Source organism: Alloscardovia criceti DSM 17774 (genome assembly GCF_000376885.1).
Lineage (GTDB): Bacteria > Actinomycetota > Actinomycetes > Actinomycetales > Bifidobacteriaceae > Alloscardovia > Alloscardovia criceti.
In genome coordinates this window covers 135,751-160,491 of the sequence record NZ_AQXR01000011.1, presented here as the reverse complement: position 1 = coordinate 160,491, position 24,741 = coordinate 135,751, and the positions used below count along the sequence as shown (strand labels likewise).

19 protein-coding genes and 1 tRNA gene are annotated in these 24,741 nt (G+C 50.4%); 6 read left to right on the top strand and 14 right to left on the bottom strand.

What is annotated here, in order from left to right; all coding sequences use genetic code 11:
• Positions 1–75 precede the first annotated feature (75 nt).
• The 4 genes from D570_RS0106070 to D570_RS0106055 form a co-directional block, all read right to left on the bottom strand.
• A complete protein-coding gene (locus D570_RS0106070) occupies positions 76–960 on the bottom strand; it encodes a transporter substrate-binding domain-containing protein (RefSeq protein WP_018143501.1) in 885 nt (294 codons plus the stop codon).
• 87 nt (positions 961–1,047) lie between these two features.
• Positions 1,048–1,986 carry a magnesium transporter CorA family protein gene (locus D570_RS0106065; protein WP_018143500.1) on the bottom strand — a complete coding sequence of 313 codons (939 nt, stop codon included), beginning with the start codon at positions 1,984–1,986 and terminating at the stop codon, positions 1,048–1,050.
• A gap of 427 nt (positions 1,987–2,413) precedes the next feature.
• Positions 2,414–5,743 (bottom strand): isoleucine--tRNA ligase, encoded by a 3,330-nt coding sequence (gene ileS, locus D570_RS0106060; RefSeq protein WP_018143499.1) that lies wholly within the window; start codon positions 5,741–5,743, stop codon positions 2,414–2,416.
• Positions 5,744–6,072: 329 nt separating this feature from the next.
• Complete coding sequence (locus D570_RS0106055; protein WP_018143498.1) at positions 6,073–6,690, bottom strand: GNAT family N-acetyltransferase; 618 nt, start codon at positions 6,688–6,690, stop codon at positions 6,073–6,075.
• Between the two features lie 62 nt (positions 6,691–6,752).
• Between D570_RS0106055 and xseA the strand changes: the two genes are divergently transcribed.
• The 3 genes from xseA (at position 6,753) to D570_RS0106040 (ending at position 8,549) form a co-directional block, all read left to right on the top strand.
• The gene (gene xseA / locus D570_RS0106050; protein ID WP_018143497.1) at positions 6,753–8,012 is read left to right on the top strand and encodes an exodeoxyribonuclease VII large subunit; all 1,260 of its coding nucleotides are present in this window, start codon (positions 6,753–6,755) and stop codon (positions 8,010–8,012) included.
• A gap of 37 nt (positions 8,013–8,049) precedes the next feature.
• Positions 8,050–8,331 (top strand): exodeoxyribonuclease VII small subunit, encoded by a 282-nt coding sequence (gene xseB / locus D570_RS0106045; protein WP_018143496.1) that lies wholly within the window; start codon positions 8,050–8,052, stop codon positions 8,329–8,331.
• A 145-nt stretch (positions 8,332–8,476) separates the two neighbouring features.
• A tRNA-Arg gene (locus tag D570_RS0106040) sits at positions 8,477–8,549 on the top strand.
• A 139-nt stretch (positions 8,550–8,688) separates the two neighbouring features.
• Here the strand turns inward: D570_RS0106040 and D570_RS09425 are convergent.
• On the bottom strand, positions 8,689–8,859 hold the full coding sequence (locus tag D570_RS09425) for a hypothetical protein (protein WP_156812259.1): 171 nt from the start codon (positions 8,857–8,859) through the stop codon (positions 8,689–8,691).
• A 277-nt stretch (positions 8,860–9,136) separates the two neighbouring features.
• Entirely contained in the window at positions 9,137–10,120 is a 984-nt protein-coding gene (locus tag D570_RS09105; protein WP_018143494.1) for a hypothetical protein, read from the bottom strand.
• 144 nt (positions 10,121–10,264) lie between these two features.
• On the opposite strand from D570_RS09105, the gene D570_RS0106025 reads away from it, so the two are divergent.
• From D570_RS0106025 to D570_RS0106015, 3 genes are all read left to right on the top strand, one after another.
• Positions 10,265–10,702, top strand: a complete 438-nt coding sequence (locus D570_RS0106025; RefSeq protein WP_018143493.1) for an RrF2 family transcriptional regulator — start codon at positions 10,265–10,267, stop codon at positions 10,700–10,702.
• Entirely contained in the window at positions 10,689–12,011 is a 1,323-nt protein-coding gene (merA, locus tag D570_RS0106020) for a hypothiocyanous acid reductase MerA (RefSeq protein WP_018143492.1), read from the top strand. The genes D570_RS0106025 and merA overlap by 14 nt, the downstream gene beginning before the upstream one ends.
• A gap of 107 nt (positions 12,012–12,118) precedes the next feature.
• A complete protein-coding gene (locus D570_RS0106015; protein ID WP_018143491.1) occupies positions 12,119–13,924 on the top strand; it encodes an aryl-sulfate sulfotransferase in 1,806 nt (601 codons plus the stop codon).
• A 78-nt stretch (positions 13,925–14,002) separates the two neighbouring features.
• On the opposite strand, the gene D570_RS0106010 is transcribed toward D570_RS0106015, so the two are convergent.
• From D570_RS0106010 to D570_RS0105975, 8 genes are all read right to left on the bottom strand, one after another.
• The gene (locus tag D570_RS0106010; RefSeq protein WP_018143490.1) at positions 14,003–14,656 is read right to left on the bottom strand and encodes a peptide deformylase; all 654 of its coding nucleotides are present in this window, start codon (positions 14,654–14,656) and stop codon (positions 14,003–14,005) included.
• A 60-nt stretch (positions 14,657–14,716) separates the two neighbouring features.
• Positions 14,717–16,087, bottom strand: coding sequence for a phosphoglucosamine mutase (glmM, locus tag D570_RS0106005; protein ID WP_018143489.1), 1,371 nt, complete (start codon positions 16,085–16,087; stop codon positions 14,717–14,719).
• A 148-nt stretch (positions 16,088–16,235) separates the two neighbouring features.
• Positions 16,236–18,812 carry an aminopeptidase N gene (pepN, locus tag D570_RS0106000; protein ID WP_018143488.1) on the bottom strand — a complete coding sequence of 859 codons (2,577 nt, stop codon included), beginning with the start codon at positions 18,810–18,812 and terminating at the stop codon, positions 16,236–16,238.
• Between the two features lie 103 nt (positions 18,813–18,915).
• Positions 18,916–20,757, bottom strand: a complete 1,842-nt coding sequence (locus D570_RS0105995; protein WP_018143487.1) for a ribonuclease J — start codon at positions 20,755–20,757, stop codon at positions 18,916–18,918.
• Between the two features lie 63 nt (positions 20,758–20,820).
• A complete protein-coding gene (gene dapA / locus D570_RS0105990) occupies positions 20,821–21,732 on the bottom strand; it encodes a 4-hydroxy-tetrahydrodipicolinate synthase (protein WP_018143486.1) in 912 nt (303 codons plus the stop codon).
• Between the two features lie 47 nt (positions 21,733–21,779).
• Entirely contained in the window at positions 21,780–22,520 is a 741-nt protein-coding gene (dapB, locus tag D570_RS0105985; protein WP_018143485.1) for a 4-hydroxy-tetrahydrodipicolinate reductase, read from the bottom strand.
• Positions 22,521–22,657: 137 nt separating this feature from the next.
• Complete coding sequence (locus tag D570_RS08640) at positions 22,658–23,941, bottom strand: MFS transporter (protein ID WP_018143484.1); 1,284 nt, start codon at positions 23,939–23,941, stop codon at positions 22,658–22,660.
• 101 nt (positions 23,942–24,042) lie between these two features.
• A complete protein-coding gene (locus D570_RS0105975) occupies positions 24,043–24,717 on the bottom strand; it encodes a GNAT family N-acetyltransferase (protein ID WP_026181925.1) in 675 nt (224 codons plus the stop codon).
• Between the last annotated feature and the right edge of the window lie 24 nt (positions 24,718–24,741).

The following is a 24,741-nucleotide window of genomic DNA, read 5'->3' as shown; positions in this document are numbered from 1 at the left end:
CACAAAATATGGTGATAAAAGCCCAAACTAATCAAAATTATCGAGGCTAACGTGGACTTTAAAGTCCGGAATTCGTTATTTTGTTTCAATAGATGGCTCTTCCGGCGGCTCGGAAATAACCGGTGCCTGCAACTGCTGAATGGATGTTTTTTCGGATTGCTCTTTAATGGATGCAATGGCACGATCCCACGATCCATCCGCCACCAAGCTTGCTAACTTTCGTTGAATTTTGGCCTGCAATCGTATATCGCCCTCCGGCACAGAAACACCATAAGACATGACTTCGTCCGGAATTTCGCTGAGCACAAACTGCTGGCCGCGCGTGCTAAACATGTACTGCTCCAAGGCAATTTCATTGCCCACAATGGAATCCACCGTGGCAGTCGCAATAGCCGACATGCACTGCGCATAGCTATCCTGCTCAAATACCTGCTCCACGCGCTGTTTAAAAGTAGCAATCTGCTCGTCATTCCAATCATCTGCCAACTCACCGCGCACGATGCAGACGCGCTTGCCTAAGCCATCATTGACAGACTGCGTTTGCTCATATTGATCTTTGCGCACCATCACGCCCATGGGCGAGACCAAAAATGGGCCGGCAAATTCCACATTATGCGTAGACGACGCCTTTTGCGAGTACTCCGACGCTCCCACAAACATGTCAATTTTGCCTGTTTCGAAAAACTGATCTTGCTGGGAATCCGTCGCACCGATCCAATTAATCTGCTGGTCGGAGTATCCCAAATCCAAGGCAATTTGCTGGGCAATATACACGCTAAAACCGCTAACCGAACCACCACTGGCAGAAGCGTTGCGCGCAAAACTCAGACCCGGTCTATCCTGTGCAATGCCGATATTAATCGTAGGCCCCACAACGTCGCTGAATTCCACCCCGCAGGCGGCAAGACTGGCTGAAAGCAGCACACTTGCAAGGGATGCAAGCAGTTTTTTCACCTTCATCTCAGTCCTTTATCCTTATCCTTGCCCGCAGTTTCTACGAAGAAACGCTCAGCGCACGCCAAACCGCCAAACTACCGGCCCGATACTTTACCTAAATCGATTGGATCGCGTAAAAACCCATGCTGCCGCTGCCGACAGTACCACCGAAATCACCGTAATAATCCAGAATCCGTGAGGGTTGTACAGCAATGGAATATCCTGGAAATTCATGCCATACATGGAGAAAATCATGGTTGGAATAGCCATGACCAGCGAAATGATGGTGAAAATCTTCATGACGTTATTTACGTTATTGGACACAATCGTGCCGAAAGCATCCGTCATGCCCTGCAAAACGGACTGGTAAATGCTTGCCATCTCGATAGCCTGCTTGTTTTCCGTAATAACATCATCCAGCAAATCTGCATCATCTTCGTAGTAGCGGAAACGCTGCAAATTCGTAAGCTTTTCCAGCACAACTTCGTTTGATTTCAACGATGTAGTGAAGTAAACCAAAGATTTAGACAGCTCCATAAGCAAGAGAATCTCACGGTTTGCCGTTGAATGCTGCAAACGCATTTCCAACTTATCGCTTTCACGATCGATAATGCGCAGATAACGCAAATACATCGAAGCATTGCGATACAAAATTTGCAAAATAAAACGCGAGCGCATAAAAGTATTAAAGCCGCGAATAGCGCCATCCATAAACGGATGCAAAAGCAAGGAATCTTCCATACACACGGTGATAATCAAATCATCCGTCACGATAATGGACAAAGGAATGGTTTCATACCAGTCACGTCCACCATGCTCTTCCACGGTTGGGATATCCACGATAACCATGGTGTAACCGTCTTCGACGTCTACACGAGAGCGCTCTTCGTCATCCAAAGGTGCACGCAAATCTGCCAAGTCAATTTTGCACTTTTCGGAAATTTCGGCCAGCTCTGAGTCAGAAGGATTCGTCAGATTTACCCATGAACCACGTTCGGGGTTAGATATTTGCTCAGTCCTGCCGTTTACACTGCTAAATACACGCATCATAACTCATCACCCCTTACCGCTCTGCTGGCACCACACACACGCAAAGCCCTGAATATTTGCGCTAGATATGCCATCTCATTCTTCCGTCATACCTACTTTACGTTATGACAGCGAACATAAGAATATCCTTGTCATAAGACTTCAAAGCTGAGCACACAAGGCATATGAAAAGAATGAAAATCCTCTTGTATTAATTTTATATCGAAGCCTCTCCGGAGAAATAGAACGCCAAAAATGTTTCCATTTCACTTCCTTGAGATTCTCAACCCGTTTATTGTAATGCTTTCCTCACAATTTCTCATGTAATTTCACCGGTCATGAACGAACAATAATAGGATGAACGAAAAATCCCCCGCTATTGTCTCCATAAGATTTTCGATTATCTCATGCACAAGAGCGAGGGATTTCGTTACCCGTTTACAGTGAACTATGCGTTTGCCTTCTCGACAGAAACCACAAGTCCTTCTACATCACTGGTATTTACCGTGAAGGAGGTAGCCAGAGTTTCCGCCTTGATGAGATCTTCAAACATCGTCAGCTTTTCGGCATCTTCTGCTGGAGCGGTGAGCACAAGCTTGATGCGATCTGCGATGTCGAAGTCTGCAGCCTTGCGCGCATCCTGCACGGAACGGATAGCATCGCGCGCATAACCTTCTGCGAGAAGTTCTGGCGTCAGATGCGTATCCAACAGTACGAAACCGCCGGTTGGCAGAGCGCTGGAGACAGAAGACGTATCGACCGTGCCATTATCCTCCGCTTCTACGCGAGAAATCAGCTCGAATTCTCCCTCAGACAAGGCAATGCCACCGTCTACGCCATCGATATCCACGACTGGCATGCCGGCATCATTGACATGCCAAGAACCGGACTTGCATGCACGAATGGCGAACTGCACATTCTTGCCCAAGCGAGGCCCGGCCACACGCGCATTCATCTTCAACTCGTTGACGACCTTGAGACCATGCTCGCCTGCGTTTTCCAGTGTGGTGTAGGTCAAATGCTTCACGTTAAGCTCGGACTTGAGCAAGTCCTCGTACTCGGAGACATCATCCACATTTTCCGCAACGACGGTCAAACGCTCCAATGGCTGGCGCACGCGAATCTTCTCCGCCTTGCGCAGGCTTAAGGTACTGGATACGACCTCACGAACCTTATCCATGGTACGTACGAGCTCATCGTCTGCCTTCAAGACATCGCCCAGCTCGGTAGCCTTTTCGCTTTCCGCATCCTCCAGGAATGGCCAGTCCGCGAGATGTACGGATTCGCCACCGGTCAGACCACGCCATACGGTTTCAGCTTCCATTGGAGCCAGTGGCGCAAGTACACGAGCCAACACTTCCAAAGCGGTGAACAAGGTGTCAAATGCCTGGTGGTCCTCGTTCCAGAAACGGTCACGCGTATTACGCACGTACCAGTTGGTCAGCAAATCGATGTACTCTGCCACGTTTGCGCATGCATCGGCGATAGCGTACTCGCTGAGATTCTTTTCCGTCTGCTCCACCAAGGTGCGGGTGCGAGCCAACAAGTAGCGATCCATATGTGGCAAATCATGCACTTCTTCTGAACGCAACATGTGTGCATCGTAGCCTGCGCCATTATTTGCGGCATTTGCATACAGGCTGAAGAAGTAGTAAGTGGACCATACTGGCAGCATAATCTGGCGCACAGTATCGCGAATACCATCTGCGGTGACGATGAGGTTACCGCCGCGCAAAATTGGCGAGCTCATCAAGAACCAACGCATAGCATCGGATCCGTACTCGTTAAATACGCCGTTGACGTCCGGATAGTTGTGCAAATGCTTGGACATCTTCTGTCCATCATCACCAAGCACGATGCCGTGGCACATGACGTTCTTAAATGGTGCTTCATCGAAAAGTGCGCCATTCATGACGAGCATGAGATAGAACCATCCGCGCGTCTGACCGATGTACTCTACGACAAAGTCTGCACGCATGTGCTCTTCGAAGTATTCCTTATTTTCAAACGGATAATGGAACTGTGCAAATGGCATAGAACCCGACTCAAACCAGCAGTCCAGCACGTCTTCGATGCGGCGCATCTTAGACTTGCCGGTAGGATCTGTAGGGTTTGGACGCGTCAATTCGTCAATCCATGGGCGATGCAAATTGACCTCACCCTTGTCATCCGTTGGATACTTGCCGAAGTCACGCTTGAGCTCTTCCAAAGAACCGTACACATCCACATGTGGATACTGAGGATCGTCAGAAATCCATACAGGAATTGGACTACCCCAGTAACGGTTACGAGAGATAGACCAGTCGCGCGCATTTTCCAGCCACTTACCGAACTGTCCGTCCTTGACGTTTTCTGGGATCCAGTTCACAGTCTGATTGAGCTCCAGCAGCCTGTCCTTGAACTTAGTGACGGAAACGAACCATGAAGATACTGGCTTGTAAATCAGCGGGTTGCCGCAACGCCAGCAGTGTGGGTAACTGTGGACGTAGGACTTTTCCTGCACGATGAATGCACGATTTTCTTCCGGAATACCTTCCAAGTTTCCGGTGCCTGCACGCAAATCGCGCGTGATTGGCATGTTAGCCTCAAAGACCTGCACACCCGCGTACTCCGGAATCATATCCAAGAATCGTGCATGCTCATCCAAATAATCCAGCGTGCGAATGCGGTGCGCATTCAAGGTATTGATATCATCCTCACCATAGACAGCCTGGTGCACGATACCTGTACCTTCGGTGGTATCTACATAATCTGCTGCGTAAATAGTGAAAGCATGAGGATCTTCATTTGCCTTGCCTTCCTTATCGGTGAGATGACCATCGAGGAAGTAGTCAAATACTGGGTAGTAACGACGTCCTACCAGCTCAGAACCCTTCAATTCCTTCACTACCATGTAATTATCGCCCAAATCCTTAGCGAAATTCGCTACGAGATCCTTGGCGAAGTACAGCTTCTTACCGGCGAACTTACCTTCTGTTGGCTCGACTTCGACATAGTCAATTTGTGCGCCGACAACGAGCGCCATATTGCCTGGGATAGTCCATGGTGTGGTGGTCCAGAATACTGCATACGCATCTTCATCGCGCATCTTTACCGCCACAGACAGGGTGTTGTCCTGACGATCTTGATACACATCACTATCCATGCGCAATTCATGTGCAGACAGTGGTGTTTCATCCTTCCAGCAGTATGGCAACACGCGGAAGCCCTGATATGCCAGGTCGCGATCATAGAGCTGCTTGAATGCCCAGATCACGGACTCCATGTAGGAGGTGTTGAGGGTCTTGTATCCGTTGTCAAAGTCCACCCAGCGAGCCTGACGGTGGATGTAGTCCTTCCACTCCTGAGTGTACTTGAGCACAGAACGACGGCAGGCTTCATTAAACGCCTTCAATCCCATCTGATCGATCTGGGATTTATCGGTGATGCCAAGTTCCTTTTCCGCTTCGAGCTCTGCTGGAAGACCGTGAGTATCCCAACCGAAGACACGGTTGACTTTCTTGCCCTTCATGGTCTGGAAACGGGGAATCACGTCCTTTGCATAGCCGGTCAGCAAATGACCATAGTGTGGCAAACCGTTAGCAAACGGAGGACCATCGAAGAAGATGAATTCATCATTTGCATTGCCACTATCACGCTGAGCAATGGACTTTTGGAAGGTATCGTCAACGTCCCAATACTTCAGGACGGATTCTTCCATGGCAGGGAAATCTGGGCTTGGAGTGACAGATTCAAACGCTTTGTCAGTCACAGCCTTTGGATAAATGCGATTGCTCATTATCTCGCCTCTTGTGAAACATAGTTGCTTATTCACGTTGAGGACGATGTGTGCATTACTTGCATTACGAAAATCTGTAATGTCACACCCCGCGGTACCACCTCGGTTGTATTGCGCTGAGACTACGCAATACCTCTTGACAGAATACGGTCTGCTCCGTCGGTTCTACTCGATGAGCTTGCAATGCCTATACGCACCACGACGCATCTTTCTTCCGATAGCTCCCCGCTGATAACGGATCACAGCCACCTAGCTGTCTCTATCTTGGATAGCGCCGGATAATCTCAGTCGAAATTCCCACGCTATCCAAGTAACTAGTCTTTGAGTGCTTATACTAGCAAACCCAAAAGATTTTGGATAATTCCTTCATAGCTTAATCGTGTAGGGTCTTCCGGATCGTGATCCAGCGTGATAACGCCTGCATATTCGAAGCCGATTCTGCTTAAAACCTTCTGCATGCGTAGATTTTTTCGATGCGTGTCGATACGTACGATTGTGATGCCTTCGTCCGCCATCGTGCGCAGTAATTCTTTAAAAAGTTTATCCACGACTTTGCGTCCGCGATGCTGGGCGCTGACAGCTACGCGATGAATCACTGCGTATGGGCCGTACTCCTCTACAGGATACGCCCACTGGCCTTCGCGTAAATCCGAATATCCGGCTTCTTCACCATAGGAAATCATGGCTGTGCCGGCAACCACGCCGTCAACGGTGAGTACGTAGCTGGACTCGGCATCGATGTCTGCGATGAAGGTGTATTTATTGGGGTAACCGTTTTGCCACTGTGAGCTCCCATCGGCTTTGAGTTGCGTTTTTGCTTGCTGGACAACCTCCATAATGGCTGGAATATCTTCATATGTAGAGCGTCGAACCAGAATTTCTGGCGTATAATTTTCAGCTCCCTCGACGCCCTCTGCATGCACGGTTGTGCTATTTTTTTCAGTCATAGTTTTCATATAATACGCGGTAAATGCGCACGAGTGTCACAAGACTCGCATATTCTTAAAACATGATTGAAAATCAGGTTTCTTCGACGGGATCGGTGCCACTTTTAGCAAGCCAAACAACGAAGGATAATCCTTGGCAAGTGTCCATGGTGAGCAGCAAATTTGCCGCTGCCGTAGAGCGTTGGCCCAGCTTATGGGTCACCGGTCAGATTCATCAAATTAATGCGCGCCGTGCAGGTCAGGTGTATATGACCTTGCGCGACACTCAGACACCTACACAGATTGAAGTCGTGTTTTTTGGCCCTCCTGCCTACGAGGCAGCGAAATTCCAGCAAGGTGATCTCGTAGTATTGCACGGTAAGGCGAATATTTATCAGGCGCGTACGTCCTTAAGTCTACGTGGTGATGAAATCCACCATGTGGGCAAAGGCGGTCTCATGGAGCAGATTGAACAGCTGCGCAAAAAGCTCAAAGGCGAAGGTCTTTTTGATGAGGAACGGAAAGTGGGGCTTCCACGCTTCCCACGCACCATTGGCTTAATTTGTGCTCCGGGCGCGCGTGCGGAGGGCGATGTCATTACGAATGCACGCCTGCGCTGGCCAAGCATCGAATTTGTGGTGCAACATGTGCATGTACAAGGACCTTCTAGCCCTCCGGAGGTGATGGCTGCTATCCAGGCATTGGACAATGATCCTCGCGTGGAGGTCATCATCGTGGCACGCGGTGGCGGCGCGTTTGAAGATTTGATTGGCTTTTCCGATGAAGGCGTGGTGCGTGCTGCGGCGGCGTGTGTAACTCCGCTGGTTTCAGCCATCGGCCACGAAGACGACTGGACACTGATTGATTTAGCTGCCGATTTGCGTGCCTCTACCCCAACGGATGCGGCGAAACGTGTAGTACCGGATGTACGCGAGGAAATGGATTTGGTGCACGAAGCGCGTCAACGCAAATTTGCCGCACTTCAACGCAAGGTTGATGTGGAACGCCAACGCTTGAGCGCCTACGCAAATCGTCCAAGTCTGACACATCCGCAGACGATACTGGATAAGCCTGTGCAATTCGTGAAAGATGCTCGTCAACGCATTTCGACCGCGATGAACTTCCTCACCGCCGATGCTACGTCCACAATTGATAAACTCCAGGCCACCTTACGTGCCTTGAGCCCACAGTCTACGTTGAACCGTGGTTATGCGGTTATTCAGGCCGAATCCGGCACGGTCATCGACTCTGCCGAAAAACTGCACGTGGATGAGAAGATTAGCATCACGCTGAAATCCGGCAAGTTGGTTGCCTCGGTGACACACATTTACGAAAAGAATTAAAGCTACGGTATATCCCAAGAAATTTTAAGGACTGATTATGACAGATACACAAAATACACAGAATCATTTAAGCGAAGAACAGCTCAAAGAAATCGAAAACATGACCTATGAGCAGGCGCGCGATCAGCTGGTCGTCGTGGTGCAAAAACTGGAAGCCGGCGGTTTGGAACTGAACGCCGCTATGCAACAGTGGGAGCTGGGCGAAGCGCTTGCACACCGCGCTCAGAGCCTGCTCGATGAGGTGGCAAAGAAGCTGAACGAGGTGCAGGAAGCTCAGGCTCAGTTCCAAGCGAATGCTGGCACGCAGGGAAATGAGTGAAGCTTAGCGCCTGTGTGAGTTCTCAGAACCGTGTGGCTGCAAAGTTTGCCACACGGTTTCTTGTTATTTGAGCAAGTTTGTAGATCTCGGCTACACGCTTGACTACACAGTTTTGAAAAAACGTGTACACTTTTACGAGTACCCTGCCTCGGTAGCTCAGGGGATAGAGCACCGCTCTCCTAAAGCGGGTGTCGTGCGTTCGAATCGCATCCGAGGCACTATGTTGTTTCGCCTTTATTTGCAACGATTTTCGCGTATTTTTATTTTCGGTTGCGCGTCTACATTTGCGAAAAAATCGGTAAATGTCCCTAAAAAGTCACACCATTTATATTTCAAATGAATGATCACAATCTGTAATTACTTGTTGCTCACAAACATCATATTGCTTTTCATTGCCCACCACCCACCCCAAACCACCACCCCAGCGTATGCAAGTCCGCCGAATAGAGTGGAAAGTGCCACTCTGACGGCAAGCGTCTTCACCAAACCCTGCCGTATCTTAATATTCAAATGCTTATGTCTTGCCATAAACATCTTCTCCTTCGTATCTTCCTCTCTAAAAAATCAGAGAGTGCTTTGATATATCAAAGAAACACGTGAAGTGTTCCTACTATGTAATGACAAAGCGCACCCGTGCTCATCGATATCGATGATCCACACGCGAGGCTCATGCGTCCTTACCCGCCCAGTATCAAACAGAATGAAGGAAAGTTTTTATGAACAGAAAAAAACAATAAAAAAGTGTGGCTCAACCCTTACAAGGATTGAGCCACACTAAAGAGAGAAGAGAAAGGGAGATGTTTAATTAGCCAACTTCATAAATGCAACTATTATTAGCGGTACATGATCCTCCAGTCTGATTTTTCCATGCATCGCGCCAATTACCTGAATTATCTCCGCCTCCATTATTTGCTGGAGCAGATGGTGCTGCTGGAGCCGGAGCTGCTGGAGCTGGAGCAGTTGCTCCGCCACCTGAATATGAATAGGAACGACCGCTATTATACGATCCGCCACTATAGGTTGGTGCAGCAGCCTGAGCCTGCGCTTGAGCTTGAGCAGCAGCCTGAGCGGCGGCTTGTGCGTCAGCATCGTTCTTGGCTTGCACACTTGCGTTCACACCGTCTATTCCACCCTGGACTGGCTCAAGAGCCTTATTGAGAGACTCCACAGTCGCATTCGTATCATTTAATGCGTTTTGGAGAGTATCAATGAGAGTTTTTAACTGATCACGTGTCGCATTATCAGCTACTTGACCATCAGACGAATTGTACAGATTATTCGCCTCATCCAACTTAACCTGCGCACTAGCCTTCGCATTCTCTAAGTCTTTGTCGGCTTTCGATTTTTCAACCGCAGTCACAGCCTTCTTCACTGCTACTGTTTCCTTGGTCACATTCTTGGTTTGATCATCCAGACGCGCTGTAGAAAAGTCAAATATCTGACTGTAGCTGATGGTGCAGTTTAACGCTACCGCTTTCTTCAGCTTCGTATTCGCATGCTTGCTCAGTGTGTCATACGTGGTTGCGTCCGCTACCTGATCCGCCGCTACCGAGGAAGCCAAAGATTGGGCTTGACCATACTGCTTCTCATACGCCGTATACGCCGTCTTATACGCATCATTCGCCTCACCACACGCAGCCATCAGACGAGAGCGCTGCTGAAACAAGCCATACACACAACCACCAATAATCAACAACACCACAAGAATACTGGAGATGGTAACCAGCTTGCGCTTCTTCCGGCGCTCCGCAACTACTTTTTCAGCCTCAGATTCTTCTACACTATTCATTTTTCTCTTCTCCATCCCTACATATTATGGCTTTAGTTTCTCTCCTCCACCTATTCTAATTTACACCACTTCCTCCCCCCCCCTGTGCATTGTCCGCACGCTATATATAATTGTAATTATCAAAGTTACCATTAAAGAGGTGCTATGAATCTACAATTCACCATCGCTATACATGCTTTGGCATATCTGTCTAAGCATGCGGGTGAGTCCTTTTCATCATCTCAACTTGCCGAGCTCATTTGCGTAAATCCCGTGCAACTTCGCCGCGTAATGCGTGTGTTATGCGATCAAGGATTAGTAGAATCGAAGAACGGAAAGTCCGGCGGATACACCGCCACTCCGCTTACCAACGACGTACAGCTTTCCACGCTTTTTGAACTCTTACGAAACCACGATATCGATCCACGCATCCTCACCGGCACGCCGGACAGCTCCTGCGAAATTTCACGCAATATGAGCTCCATTACTAGCGCTTTAGTTCACGAGGAATTCAAGATCCTCAAAAACTATTACAGCCAATACACCATCGACGACATTTTAAAAACCATTATTTCTAAGGAGAAATCTCATGCAACAGTTTGATTTCATCATCATCGGTTTTGGAAAAGCAGGAAAGACTTTTGCCAAGGCAGCCAGCAAAGAAGGTAAAACTGTAGCAGTGATTGAGCAGTCCAAGCTTATGTACGGCGGCACCTGCATTAACATCGCTTGCATCCCAAGCAAGACCCTCGTTGTAGCTAGCAATCAAGGATTAAACTTCGACGATGCCATGGATCGCAAAAAGGCTGTGGTCAGCGCCTTGAACGGCAAGAATTACCACATGCTGGCAGATGATGACAATATCCAGGTTATTGATGGCACAGCCCGGTTTACTGGAAATAAGACCGTAGAAGTGCTCGATGGCGATAAGGTACTCGATACCTATACAGCTGAGCACATCATCATCAACACAGGCGCTACCTCCATCGTCCCAGACATTGAGGGTCTTGCAGATTCCCAGTACATGATTACCTCTACCGAGGCTTTGGATTTGAACAATCTGCCTCGCCAAGTTGTCATCATCGGCGGCGGATACATTGCTCTCGAGTTTGCGTCTATGCTCACCACTTTTGGCAGCAAAGTCACCGTGTTGGAGCGCTCAGGCAAGCTTATGCCGCGCGAAGATGCACAGATTGCAGAAGAAGCCATTAAGGATTTGAAGGCTGCGGGTGTGGAATTCGTACTGAATGTGGACACGCAGTCTGTTACCGATCACGACGGCTTTGCCACAGTACACACCAGCGCAGGCGATTTTGATGGCAATGCTGTGCTGGTGGCTACGGGTCGCCGCCCTCGCATCGCAAGTCTCGGCTTGGAAAACACGGATATCAAGGTGGGAGACCGCTCCGAAATCGTCGTCAACGAAAAGTTGGAAACCACTGTGCCAGGTGTGTATGCTGTGGGCGATGTATATGGTGGCATGCAGTTCACCTATATTTCTCTAGACGACTTCCGCATTGTACGCAGCCAAATCTTCGGTAATGGACATCGCACCACACAAAACCGCGGACACGTGCCATACTCCGTCTTCATCACCCCAACCTTGGCTCGCATTGGTCTGACCTTCCAAGAAGCGCGGGACAAGGGCATGAATGTGGCAGAAAACACCATTCCTGTCAATTCCATTCCTCGTCACAAGATCAACAATGACCCTCGCGGTCTTTTCAAGGTGGTCGTAGACAAGGACACCAAGGAAATCGTGGGCGCCAGCTTGTACGGCGATAAGGCTGAAGAGCTCATCAACTACATTAAGATGGCTATGGATAACCACATTCCTTACACTTATATGCGTGATGCTATCTTCACACATCCTACGATGATCGAGTCCTTCAACGACTTGATGAACATCTAAACGCACAACTGCATACGCACTCTCCTGCCTCTGTCCGCACTTTTCGTAGGGTTCTCTCGTATAATTCTTAAAGAGGACTTGAAATAACGGATAAAGGTGGAGAACACATGACCAGACCTGAAATCGTGCACCATACATCGGGAAACCGTACGAAAAGCTCCGATTTCAGGTCTGTTCCGTCTTCGAGAGAAGCTCGAGACCTGCCCAAGAAGGCATTAGAATCCCAAAGCTTATTAGAACGTTTACGTCGTAGCGCAGTTTCTCTGTCTGTGGTGCTCGTCGTTATCCTCACTCTCTGGGGTGCTTTGACGTATTACAATGAAAGACGCAATTCCCCAGAAAATCTGCTATCAGACTCCATCGAACGCATCTATACCATCGGCTATCAAACGCGAGCACAAAACCAGATAGATCGCCAAAAAGCTAGCACACGCTTCACTATGGATCACATGCTCATCGAAGCAAATCCTTTTGGCACAAATACGAACTCGCTGTACATCTTTTTCGTCACCGAGCAGCCAATGAGTGTATCTTACAGCGTGTCTGCACCGGAAACGAATTATCCCACCTTTAGTCGCACCGTCTCCACGACTACACAGCGTGGTCGCACGCACGAATTCCAAGTTATCGGGTTGATTCCCTCCACGCGCAACGTGGTGACCTTCACTATTACGGATGCCGCGGGTGAGCAGACTACGCGCACATATTCCTACGACATGGGCGATGTGCTGTCCAACGAGCCCGTACAGATTTCTGTGTCACATTTGGCACACACGGGGTCGAATGTGCCGTACACAAATTTGGGGGACGGGCTCTTTGCAGTCATGCCCCGCAGCTCCGGCAATGCGAATTTCACGTATTTATACGACTCTGATGGGGTTTTGCGTGGCGAAATTCCTTTGAAAAATTCCTCGGCCACACGTTTTATCCAGTACAAGAATCATCTGTACTACGCTATCAGCCCTACGCAAATCGTGGCTGTAGACCGCACGGGCTATGTAGATAATTTCATTAATTTTGGTGACCGCTACTCGCTGGCCGGTGATTTTACGATGGATTCGGCGGGAAATATTGTGGCCATTGCTACCGATGGAGCGACCTATGACGAGACACATGAGGTGGGCACGTATGTGGTGCGCATCAGCGCTCTCAACGGTAAAACGCGCATGCTGGTCAACACCTCCACGCTGCTGAATTCTTACCGCTCCGCCACCGAGCACTTAGCCTTAGCGGCTGACGGCACCTCCACGGATAGTTCTTGGAATTGGTTGGGACTCAATTCCATAGCCATGATTGATGACGATACCGTTCTGCTGTCGTCGCGAGAAACATCCTCCTTGCTGAGCATTGATATTTCGACGGATTCGCCGAATTTGACCTCGATTATCGGCCCTGCCGGCTTGTGGACGGATCCCAAATACTCGTATCTACTGCTCGCGAAGAACGGCGATTTCAGCGATTTTGCCGGGCAAAGCAGCCTTACTATCAGCGACGTAAGCTCAAGCGGTTATACGCTCACCTTGTTGAATAATAATTTCGCCTACTCCCCGAGCAATCCCAGCTTTAACTGGAGTGCGGCCATTCCTCAGGCATCACAGCGCGTCGATCCGGCGGGTACGCAGGCGCATTCTTTTGTGTATACGCTTCATGTGGATCCGTTTGCGCGCACATATTCCTTGGAATCGTCCGTGCAAACGGATTACTCGGCCTTGGATGGCAACGCCCAGAAGGTCGAAAATATGCTCGTCACCACTGATACGTGGGATCATACGTGGACCGTATACGATGGCACAGGCTCTGAACTGGCGCATTACAGCGCTCAGACTTCTTCGTCCGGCACCTCTCCGTTAGCACAACTGCGCAGTGTGCAATATCTGCCTTTGAATGGCTTTTATTTCGCCGGCCAGTACTAGCGCATATTTACGATACACAAGCGGGGTTGGTACAGGCTTTGATAGCCCAAACCAACCCCGCTGTTTTGTTTGAAATTCCTAGAGCTCGAAGCCCAGCGCTTCAGATGCCTCGTGAGGCACAGCTTCAAAAGCCCAATAATCCTCAAGATTGTCATAGGTCGTCAAACTGCGGGTCTCTGCCTTGTCGATATACACTTCGCCAGACAGGTGATCCGTTTCGTGCTGGAAAATGCGTGCAGGCCAGTTATGCATTTCTTGCTCATGCTCATTGCCTGCCTCATCCATCCACGTGGCCTTAATATGCAAGTATCTCTTGCGCACTGCCTGATAGCCGTCAAAGCTCAGGCAACCCTCGTAGAAGCTTGCCGTCTCCTCGCCCAATGGCTCATAGTGTGGATTGATTAAGGTCGTAAAGGGCAGCTCCGCAATGCCGCGCGGGTCGTCCTCATCATCTCGCACATGGTCTTCAATGACGGCGATCGCCAATCCTAAGCCAATCTGTGGAGCGGCTAAGCCCACGCCCGGAGCAGCCAGCATGGTGCCATGCATAAGCTCGATAAGACGGAGCAAGGTTTTTTGGCTGAGCTGACCATTGTACTTTTCAGTCTCCATGCGCAGCACCGGCTCACCCAATTGGACGATAGGCAAATTGCCATCTTCATCCGTATCCGACAGCAAGGAGCGCACATCACGGTCGAATTCTTTGTCTACATTTTTGCTATTCCATGCCATGGGGTCTCCTCTACAGCTTGAAAAAACTTGAAAATCTTGAAAATTGGAAATTTCTTGGAATTACAATGCAAGCTCGCGGGCGACAACCTCAGCCAAGCGTGCGCAGACCTCATCTGCCTGCTCTTGGGTTGCAGCTTCAGCCATGACACGTACCAAAGGTTCCGTACCAGATGGACGCAGCAACACACGACCCGTTTCGCCCAAGTACTGCTCTTCCTTGCGGATAGCCTCTTGCACGGCCTCGTTCGTGTATGCAGCCAACTTGTCTACGTTTGGCACGTTGACCAATTGCTGAGGCAGCTGTGGGAAGTCCGCAGCCAGCTCCTTCAACGTCTTACCGGACTTTACTACCTCATTGGCAAGGCACAATGCCGTCAAAGTACCATCACCGGTGGTAGCAAATTCACGATTAATCACATGACCCGACTGCTCACCGCCGAGGGTATAGCCGTTCTCCAGCATAGCTTCGAGCACATAACGGTCACCTACAGAGGTCTGGACAGTGTTAATGCCCATATCCTTCAAAGCGAGGATTAAACCCAAATTGCTCATAACGGTGATGACCAGCGTATTGTCCTTGAGCTTGCCTTGCTCCTTGTACGAACGCGCAAGAATACCCATAATCTGATCGCCGTTGACGAGCGTGCCCTCTGCATCGACGGCAAGACAACGGTCAGCATCGCCATCGAAGGCCACACCCATATCCGCATCGCTAGCCTTTACCATAGCCTGCAACTGCTCCGGATGTGTGGAGCCTGCATGGTCGTTGATGTTATAACCATCTGGGGATGCGTTAATCACGACGACATCGGCACCTGCGCGACGCAAGGCTTCCGGTGCTACAGCCGATGTAGCGCCGTTCGCACAGTCGGCTACGATGCGCAAACCCTTCAATGGCTGAGGCTGGATCTTATCCTTGCCCATAGGGGCAATAGAAGATACGAGATGATCGATATACAAATTGGTGGCGGTGACATTGTCGTGAGAAATACGGCCTACGCCCGCGCCCGTTGGACGATCCCACTGTGTACCGAGCAATTCCTCAATCTCATCTTCCTTCGCATCTGGCAGCTTAAAACCACCACGAGCGAAGAATTTAATACCATTATCTGGCATGGCATTATGGGAGGCGGAAATAACTGCACCCATCTCTACGTTCAATACCGAGGTCAAATATGCCAAACCCGGCGTTGGCAAAATACCTACGTCGATGACATCAAAACCACCCGAGCTCATACCTGCAGCCAGAGCCGAAGCCAAAAAATCTCCAGAAACACGAGTATCTCGACCAATTAATGCGCGATGTCGACCATGAGCAGTGCTTCCGGCGAATACGCGTACCGCAGCATCACCCATTTTTAATGCAAGGTCGGCGGTGAGCAAACCATTTGCCAAACCGCGCACACCATCAGTACCAAAAAGACGAGGCATTTCCTCTCCTTAACAACTAGAAAAACCTGCCGCTAAACCATTGTAGTCTGACGGCAGGTTATGTGTGTTGATTTTACAATCTATGCGCAAAGCCCGTATCGCAGAGCGTTCTCAGCCCCGCGTGCGTGACTGCTGTGCGTACGAGTGCTTAGAGTGACTCGTTGTATCGCACAACGCGCAATGCACGCTGCGACGAGTCCAAATTCTCGCGAACCATACGACGCAAAGCATCTGCTGCATCTGGATGCGCAGCCAACCACTTCTCTCCTACTTCGACGAGACGCGCAGGATCCGCGAAGCTTGGATACAAGCCAGATCCGCGCGATGTGCCCTTGAGCAAAGCTTCGGACATGTGGAAGGTCTTGTTCTCCCACACCCAGTCGATGACATCGCCGTACTTATCTACGTACTGAGCATAGAGTTCAGGGTCAGAGTTCATGGAGAATCCACCAGCCACATTTTCCAGCTGAGAATTCGTCAGCTCGGTATTGTGCAAAGCCTGATCCCATGCCCAAGCCTTAGCTTCCGGTGTAGGAATCGCAGCCTTCGCCATCACCGCAAACTGACGGTTTTCTGTAGTATCGCGAGCGGCAAGTTCCTCATCCACCTTCTGTGCATCGATGACGCCCGCCGCAGCCTGAGCGATGATAATCGTCCAACGGAAGTTGTTGTCAATCTCCAAGCCCTCGAAGCTGAGGCTACCATCGAGCAAAGCCTGAGCATGCTCTGCGAACTGGTCATCTGAGCCATTGTTCAGATACGCGGTAACCAACTGGAACTGCTCATCGGAGCCGTCCTCAGCAGCCTGAGCCAAGCGGAAGAGTTCCTGAGCGATTTCCTTCTTCAGGGCTTCGCGCTGCGCCACTGGCACATAATGTCCCACAGCCGTAGCCACCTGAGCCAAAGCATAACGGAAGGTGGTAGATTCCTTCTCCGTGCTCAAAGCCTTCAAGCTGGTGTGAATGAACTGCGTGGCTGGCAGCTGAGCATCGCGGGTCATATCCCACAAGCTCAACCAGACCACCGCACGTGTCAAGGCATCCGTGAACTTGTACAGATTATCTAATGCAAACTGCAAGGACTGCTCATCGAAGCGCAGCTTAGTGTAGGTCAAATCATCTTCGTTCACCATGATAAAGGCAGGACGCTTCTTGCCCTTCACCGCTTCAACGATGGTGCGCTCGCCTTCCACATCCAAATCGAAGCGTTCGGTCAGCTCTACCTGGCCATCTGCATTTTCTTCGTAGAATGCCACAGCCAAGCGATGCGTGCGTAATACTGGATATTCCTGCGAAGCAGACTGCACAAGTGCCATTTCCTCGATGGTACCATCCGCTGCGGTCTTGACCTCAGAGGTGATAGTGTTAATGCCCGCGTTTTCCAGCCACTGCTTAGACCAGCTCTTCAAATCACGACCAGAAGTTGCTTCCAATTCAGCAAGCAAATCAGCCAAGGTAGCATTCGCATACTGGTGCTTTTCGAGGTAATTATGAATGCCAGCGAAGAATTCCTTACGACCCACATATGCCACCAGCTGCTTCAGCACGGAAGCGCCCTTTGCATACGTAATGCCGTCGAAGTTGACCTCAGTATCGTGCAAATCCTTAATTTCTGCCACGATTGGGTGGGTTGTAGGCATTTCATCCTGAGCCTGTCCCCAGCTCTTTTCGCCGGACGCGAAGGTAGCCCATGCATCGCTCCACTGGGTGGTTTCTGCCGTGGCCAAGGTGGAGGTGAATTCTGCGAAGGATTCGTTGAGCCACAGGTCGTTCCACCACTTCATAGTGACCAGATCGCCGAACCACATGTGTGCCAACTCGTGGAGCACAGTAACATCGCGACGTTCAGCCAAAGCATCTGTCACCTTGGACTCAAAGACATAGGAGTCACGAATGGTTACCGTACCGATGTTTTCCATAGCGCCCGCGTTGTACTCTGGCACGAAAAGCTGATCGTACTTGGCATATGGGTATGGCACTCCCCAAGTCTTATCGTAGAAGTCCATGCCCGCCTTGGTGACGTTAAACAAGTAATCCACATCCTTGGCCATGGCATCCTTCAAAGCCTGGCGTGCATAAATAGCCATAGGCACTTCGCGGCCATCCGACAGCACGTGAGACGTGTGCCAGCTGGCATAAGGTCCTGCCACAAAAGCAGTCAGGTAGGAGCTCATGGTTGGAGTGGTTGGGAATGTCCAATGCTTGGAACCATTGCCCAAATCCTCTGGCTCGTCGGCTGGCATGATGGAAATTACTTCCCAGGCCTGTGGCGCATCCACCGTAAAGTCAAACTGTGCCTTGATATCCGGCTGATCGAAAACGGCATACACGCGACGTGCATCCGGCACTTCGAACTGAGTGTAGAGGTACACGTTGCCATCCGTTGGATCAAGGCTACGATGCATGCCCTCACCAGTATGAGAATACTGTGCCAGAGCGTCGATGGTCACCGTGTTGTGCTCGGCGAGGTTGGTCAGCTCGATGCGATTGTCTACGAAAACGGTGGCTGGGTCGAGCTGTTCACCGTTGAATTCCACGGAGGTGACGGTGTTGGCAATTAAATCCACAAAAGTGGAGGCGCCTTTTTCTGCGTCGAATTCGATAGTAGAAACTGAGCGGAAGTCATTTTCGCCTTGGTTGAGATCCAAATGCACGGTGTAGTGTGCGTTGGAAATAATGCGTGCGCGCTCTTCAGCTTCGATGCGCGTGAGATTTGCTCCTGGCATTTTTCTCTTTTCTATGGGGTGTGTGCCGGGCTGCGCACAACTTCTGCTCCAGCCCTACACACACGATGGTTATTTCAATAATTTCAGTAATGGAAGCGAGGAATTATTTTTGGACATCCTGGGCTACATCGGCTACAACAGGCACAATCATTGGACGGCGACGGTTAAACTTTCGTGCAATCCAGCCCCCGAGCGTGCGGCGCATAATTTGCTGCAGCTGGTAGGTGTCATGTGTGCCACGTCCCATTGCGTCTTCGAGGTCCGTAATAATGCGTGAGCGCACTTCCATAAAGTCGCTGGCATCTTCTGCAACGGCGTTCAGATAAATCTTTGGACCGGTGACGACCTCGTTCATTTCCGTATCCACAACCACGAAGGAGGAGACGAAGCCTTCTTCGGACAGAATACGACGCTTTTCGAGCTCTTCTTCGCCAATCTCACCCACGGATTGACCATCCACGTAGACATAGCCGCATGGCACAGAACCGACGACCGCCGCATTGCCCTTGTACAGGTCGACCACATCGCCGTCTTCTGCCAGCACGACGTTGTTTGGATCCACGCCTGTCTTCACCGCAATCAAACCATTAGCCACGAGATGACGGTGCTCGCCGTGGATAGGCATCGCACACTTCGGCTGCACAATATTGTAGAAGTACAAAAGTTCGCCTTCATCGCAGTGTCCGGAGACATGAATGGCGGCGTTGTCCTTGTTGACCACACGGGCGCCCATGCGTGTCAGCTTATTGATGACCTTGTATACGCCATGCTCGTTGCCTGGAATCAAGGAGCTGGCCAAAATCACGGTATCAAACTCACCCACGGTGATGTCTGGGTGGTTACCATCAGCAATGCGTCCCAAAGCGGCCATAGGCTCGCCCTGCGAACCGGTGCACATGTACACGATCTTATCGTCCTGGATATCGTGCGCTTTCTTGAGATCAACGACGGTATCTTCTGGCAAATGCAGATAACCCAAGTCGGCTGCAATGCCCATATTGCGCACCATGGAGCGACCCACGAAGACCACCTTGCGGCCATTCTTATGCGCGGCGTCCACGACTTGCTGCACACGGTGCACATGTGAGGAGAAGCTGGCCACGATAATCTTGCGGCTGGCTTCGGCAAATGCGCGATCCAGAGCAGGACCGATGGTGGTTTCTGGCTTAACGAAGCCTGGCACCTCCGCATTGGTGGAGTCGGACATGAGCAAATCCACGCCCTGCTCGCCGAGCTTTGCAAATTGACGTAAATCTGTAATCTTGTGATCCAGTGGCAACTGATCGAGCTTCATATCGCCGGTGTCGATGATATGACCGGCTGGCGTTTTCACAGATACAGCCAACGCATCTGGGATGGAGTGGGTGACGGTGATGAATTCGAGGTTGAAAGCACCCACCTTCATCTTGTCGCGGCCCTGAACTGGCTTGAGCACAGGATTAATGTGATGCTCCTTGCACTTGGCTTCTACTAAAGCCAAGGTCAGCTTGGACCCGATAAGTGGAATATCCTTGCGTAAGCGCAGCAAATAAGGCACACCGCCGATGTGGTCTTCGTGACCGTGTGTCAGCACTAGTGCTTCCACCTTGTCGAGACGATCTTTGATATAGCTGAAATCAGGCAGGATGAGATCCACACCTGGCTGTTCTTCTTCTGGGAAGAGTACACCACAATCGATGAGCAAAATATGACCGTTGTACTCGATCACATTCATATTGCGACCAATTTCGCCCAAACCGCCCAGAGGCACAATGCGCATGGAGCCCTTGCGATACTTTGGTGGAGCGATTAATGGCTTACCGTCGGAAGTGGTGTTTGGATTGGCCTGTGCATTAACGGTATGAGCAGGTGCAGTATTGCGTGGTTTACGTGTGCGCGTGGATTTGTGTAATCCGCGCGAGTTTGTTTTGCGTGTATTTTTACGCGTTCCTTGAGTGGAAGGCATATCTAACCTTTCGTTGAATGTGTGAGCCGAAGCTCCTATAAGCCTGTTCCACTACCGATGAATCTACTTATGCTTGAGCACTCCCGAAGCACGCATACCTTCACGTGCCTTGATCAGCTGTGCGCCATCGGGACCCACATTTGGCAAACGCATGGAGGTATCTGGGATATACCCCTGAACCTGGCAAGCGGCCTTCGCCATCACAGCCTGGAAACCGTCCCCATTCAAGGCTCCCACCAGCGGAGCGAGGTGTACGGCAATGCGCTGTGCTTCCAAAATGTGACCTTCATCGAAGGCTTGCGTGAGCTCGCGCAATGGGCCAGCGGCCACGTGGGCAATAACGGAAATGATGCCCACTGCTCCGATGGACAGGAATGGCAAGTACACGCCATCATCTCCGGAATACCATGCAAGACCCGTTTCCATCTTCTTTACTACTGCTGCGGCCAAATCTCCTGTAGCATCCTTCACCGCAGTCACCTGTGAGAGTCCCGCAAGGCGTACGTAAGTATCGGTGGAAATGCGCACACCGGTACGTCCTGGGACATCATAAATAATTACAGGCACGTCTGAGGAATCATTTACAGCCTTATAATGCTGGAAAATGCCCTCTTGTGATGGTCTTGAATAGTATGGAGCCACGATGAGCAACGCATCTGCTCCAGCTTCTTGAATGTGTTCTGCCATGCGCACGGAATGCGCTGTATCATTCGAGCCGGCTCCCGTAATAATCGGAACGTCTACAACTTCTTTGACAGCACGGACGAGGTCAATCTTCTCCTCGAGGTGGGTCGTAGGCGATTCGCCGGTTGTTCCATTAAGTAGGATGCCATCTGCTCCATCTTTTACAAGGTGCTGAGCGAGTTTCTGAGCAGCTTCGTAATCGATTTCTCCATCCGCCTTCATAGGGGTCACCATTGCTGGGATAACCCGACCGAAAGGCGCATTTTCTAACAGATGCATCTCGGTAGTCATATTTATGAAATTACCTTCTGGGTTTGACTAAAAATTATTAAATCACGCTAGAGGTCCAAATAATTCTCTAGTCCTACGGTTAGTCCAGAGCTCTTGCCTGCGTTTCGGACCGCGAGCAAAACGCCGGGCATAAAGGAGACTCTGTCGAAGGAATCTGCGCGGATAACGAGCTGCTCGCCTGCATTGCCGAAAAGTACTTCTTCGTGAGCGTTCAGGCCACGCAGACGCACGGCGTGCACGTGGATGCCGTCCACGACTTGACCGCGAGAGCCGCCATCAGACTGCGTATTGTCAGGAATGTCATCCATATGAGCCGCTTTGCGGGCTTCGGCAATTTTCTGCGCGGTATGCAAGGCTGTACCGCTTGGAGCATCTACCTTATCCGGGTGATGCAGCTCAATAATTTCCGCAGATTCAAAGTACTGCGCAGCTTGGGCAGCAAAATGCTCAGCCAGTACAGTAGAGATGGCGAAGTTTGGAGCGATGAAAACGCTGAGCTCGGGATGCTCACTCAAAGCCTTGCGCAGCGTATCGAGCTTATCCTCAGTCCAGCCGGTGGTACCGACAACCACATGCACCCCTTGGCTCACGAGGGCAAGCACATTATCGAGGCTTGCGGATGGGACAGAAAATTCCACGGCTACGTCCGTGTTGTCTGGGGAAATAACGCTGATATCGTCACCTGCATCCACGGTTTTTGCTAATACCATATCTGCCGCTGTATTCACGGCATCGACCACATGGCTACCCATGCGACCTTGTGCACCCACCACCGAAACACGTATCATATCTGCTCCTTTGACTTGTGAAAAGAGGCTGGTTCTTTGTCACCAGCCTCTCATTACTCTGTTACACCGCTCTGTTGCGCCCTGCGCGAGAGTGTGTGCCTATTTGCTTCCTACCTCTAGCTTAAACGCCCCAGAGATTATTGCTGGGAAACGGCATGTTTCTTTTCAAAAGCTCTGACTTGCAGATATCCGAAGAAGAAGAATGGGATAGCCAAAGCAGCGAAAAGCCAGACCAGGTTCATCGTGGCAAAATCGCCAATCCTATCGAGGAAAATGCCTCCCACGGCAGATCCCATCGAAGCGCCGATGGTGGAACCCGTGGAAATCCAGCTCAATCCTTCCGTGAGCTTGTTTGGCGGAGCCGTATTGCGCATAATCAGGTTTGCACTGGCGTAGGTTGGAGCCACAAAAAGACCCGAGAACACGCCGAAAATAGCCGCAATCCACAAATTGTGCACCGTCATCGCCACACCCGCAATGCCCAAAGCGAGCAACACCATAAAGAGAATCATGCGCATCCACGCATTGTGTGTATGCTTGCGCGAACCGAAAACCAAGGCGCCGATAAGCGAGCCAGCTGCAATGGTGGCGAGCATAAAGCCCACCTGCTGATAGTGTCCCATAGTTTGCATCACGGCCGTCATCGTCACATCAAATGCCGAGAACGTAGAATTAAACACCGTAATAGCCAGTACCAGCAGCAGCATGCCTGGGTAGAACAAAATATTGCGCGCCCGCAATTGCTCAGAACCGCTCATGGCAGAGTTAGACTCTGCCAGTTCATCTGTTTTATCTACGTTTACCGTGTGCAAGGTTTCCACAGCCGGAGGCGTGGCAGATTTCAAATTGTAGAAAATCATAGCGCCCACGAAGTTAATACCACCAAAGAGAATGAATGGAATAATCGTGGACACTGGTGGGAAGCTCGTAGAAATCGTTGCAGCCGCGATAGGACCTACGATGAAAATCAACTCGTCGATGGCCGATTCCAAGGAGTAAGCCGTATTTAAGTATTCCTCAGGCTTATCGCGCAAAGCCCAAGACCAGCGAGTACGCACTACGGCTCCCACGGCATACATACAGCATCCCACGAGCACGGCCAGCACAAAGAGCACAGGCAAAGGCGCGCGCATATAGGCGGCCGCGGCGAATGCGAGTAACAAACCAAACTGGATTGGGGCCGTAATCAGACCCACTTTTTTCTGACCAAAACGGTCGAAAAGCTTTGCGTAAATTGGTGTAACTATCGAAGCTGCAATAATATATACTGCGCTCATCAATCCTGCAGATGTCCACTCGTTATACAAATTGTTTAAGCACAAAATCATGCTCAAACCGATGGTGGACATAGTGGCGCGCGTCATCGCTCCGGAGATGGAGAACGCAGCAGTGCCCGGAATGGTGAAAATCTTCCTATACACGTGAAGAACCTAACTTTCGAACAAGGGGCAGCTGATGAGTTTCCGTCGTACTTCGACGGCTCAAGTCCGCTACATTTTAAATTGTAATTATAATTATTTTTTTACTTATTCAGTTGTTGTGTGTAGATGAATTTATCTACGGTACGTCCTCCCGGTCCTGGGACCTGAAGGGCTTGCGTGACGCGCTTCATGCCTTTGTAATCGTAGAAGCTGTAATCGCATTCGCTATCAGTATACAGATAGTACTGGCGGGCGCCACTGGTGCGCATCGAATTTTCAGCACGCGAGAGTAGCTTTTTACCCACTCCTCGACCACGCGCCTGAGACGCAATCATAAAGAGGCGCAGTTCCGCTTCGCTCTGTGCGGCCGCGTGCCGGGCAAGATCTACTGTGCGCTGAGCATCTTCGGAAAATTCTTGATACATTTTTTCAAAATCTGCATCCATGCGGCGCAGATTATCGATCTTTTGTAATTCCGATGCTGCCACGCTTTTTTGGGAAATGTGCGCCCGCCAGTCGGCGTCGTTGCGCCACATGGCTACACCCAAAACATGGTCTTGCTGAGCCGTCGAATGCGCCTCATCGATGGCTACCAAGGCGTGGGTGGATGTTTCCAAATAATGTGCTACATCATAGCGGGACAGGGCATGCAACAGCTGCGTCGTATGCGCAGAAGCCTGCTCCATGTCCATCTCATACCACGTGTGAAACATGATGTGAGAAAGTTGGTCAAAATCTTTTTCCTCAGCTGGTCTGACGAGGACTGACTGATTCATTTTTTCCTCAACCATCCGCTCGGC

Excerpts from the sequence above, each read along its gene's own strand:
- merA (WP_018143492.1), top strand. The coding sequence starts at position 10,689 with ATGCAACAGTTTGATTTCATCATCATCGGTTTTGGAAAAGCAGGAAAG.
- glmM (WP_018143489.1), bottom strand. The coding sequence starts at position 16,087 with ATGCCTCGTCTTTTTGGTACTGATGGTGTGCGCGGTTTGGCAAATGGT.
- dapB (WP_018143485.1), bottom strand. The coding sequence starts at position 22,520 with ATGATACGTGTTTCGGTGGTGGGTGCACAAGGTCGCATGGGTAGCCAT.
- D570_RS09425 (WP_156812259.1), bottom strand. The coding sequence starts at position 8,859 with ATGGCAAGACATAAGCATTTGAATATTAAGATACGGCAGGGTTTGGTG.
- D570_RS0105995 (WP_018143487.1), bottom strand. The coding sequence starts at position 20,757 with ATGCCTTCCACTCAAGGAACGCGTAAAAATACACGCAAAACAAACTCG.
- xseA (WP_018143497.1), top strand. The coding sequence starts at position 6,753 with ATGATTGAAAATCAGGTTTCTTCGACGGGATCGGTGCCACTTTTAGCA.
- D570_RS0106010 (WP_018143490.1), bottom strand. The coding sequence starts at position 14,656 with ATGGCATGGAATAGCAAAAATGTAGACAAAGAATTCGACCGTGATGTG.
- xseB (WP_018143496.1), top strand. The coding sequence starts at position 8,050 with ATGACAGATACACAAAATACACAGAATCATTTAAGCGAAGAACAGCTC.
- D570_RS0106070 (WP_018143501.1), bottom strand. The coding sequence starts at position 960 with ATGAAGGTGAAAAAACTGCTTGCATCCCTTGCAAGTGTGCTGCTTTCA.
- D570_RS0106015 (WP_018143491.1), top strand. The coding sequence starts at position 12,119 with ATGACCAGACCTGAAATCGTGCACCATACATCGGGAAACCGTACGAAA.
- D570_RS0105975 (WP_026181925.1), bottom strand. The coding sequence starts at position 24,717 with ATGAATCAGTCAGTCCTCGTCAGACCAGCTGAGGAAAAAGATTTTGAC.
- D570_RS0106025 (WP_018143493.1), top strand. The coding sequence starts at position 10,265 with ATGAATCTACAATTCACCATCGCTATACATGCTTTGGCATATCTGTCT.
- dapA (WP_018143486.1), bottom strand. The coding sequence starts at position 21,732 with ATGACTACCGAGATGCATCTGTTAGAAAATGCGCCTTTCGGTCGGGTT.
- D570_RS09105 (WP_018143494.1), bottom strand. The coding sequence starts at position 10,120 with ATGAATAGTGTAGAAGAATCTGAGGCTGAAAAAGTAGTTGCGGAGCGC.
- D570_RS0106065 (WP_018143500.1), bottom strand. The coding sequence starts at position 1,986 with ATGATGCGTGTATTTAGCAGTGTAAACGGCAGGACTGAGCAAATATCT.
- ileS (WP_018143499.1), bottom strand. The coding sequence starts at position 5,743 with ATGAGCAATCGCATTTATCCAAAGGCTGTGACTGACAAAGCGTTTGAA.
- pepN (WP_018143488.1), bottom strand. The coding sequence starts at position 18,812 with ATGCCAGGAGCAAATCTCACGCGCATCGAAGCTGAAGAGCGCGCACGC.
- D570_RS0106055 (WP_018143498.1), bottom strand. The coding sequence starts at position 6,690 with ATGACTGAAAAAAATAGCACAACCGTGCATGCAGAGGGCGTCGAGGGA.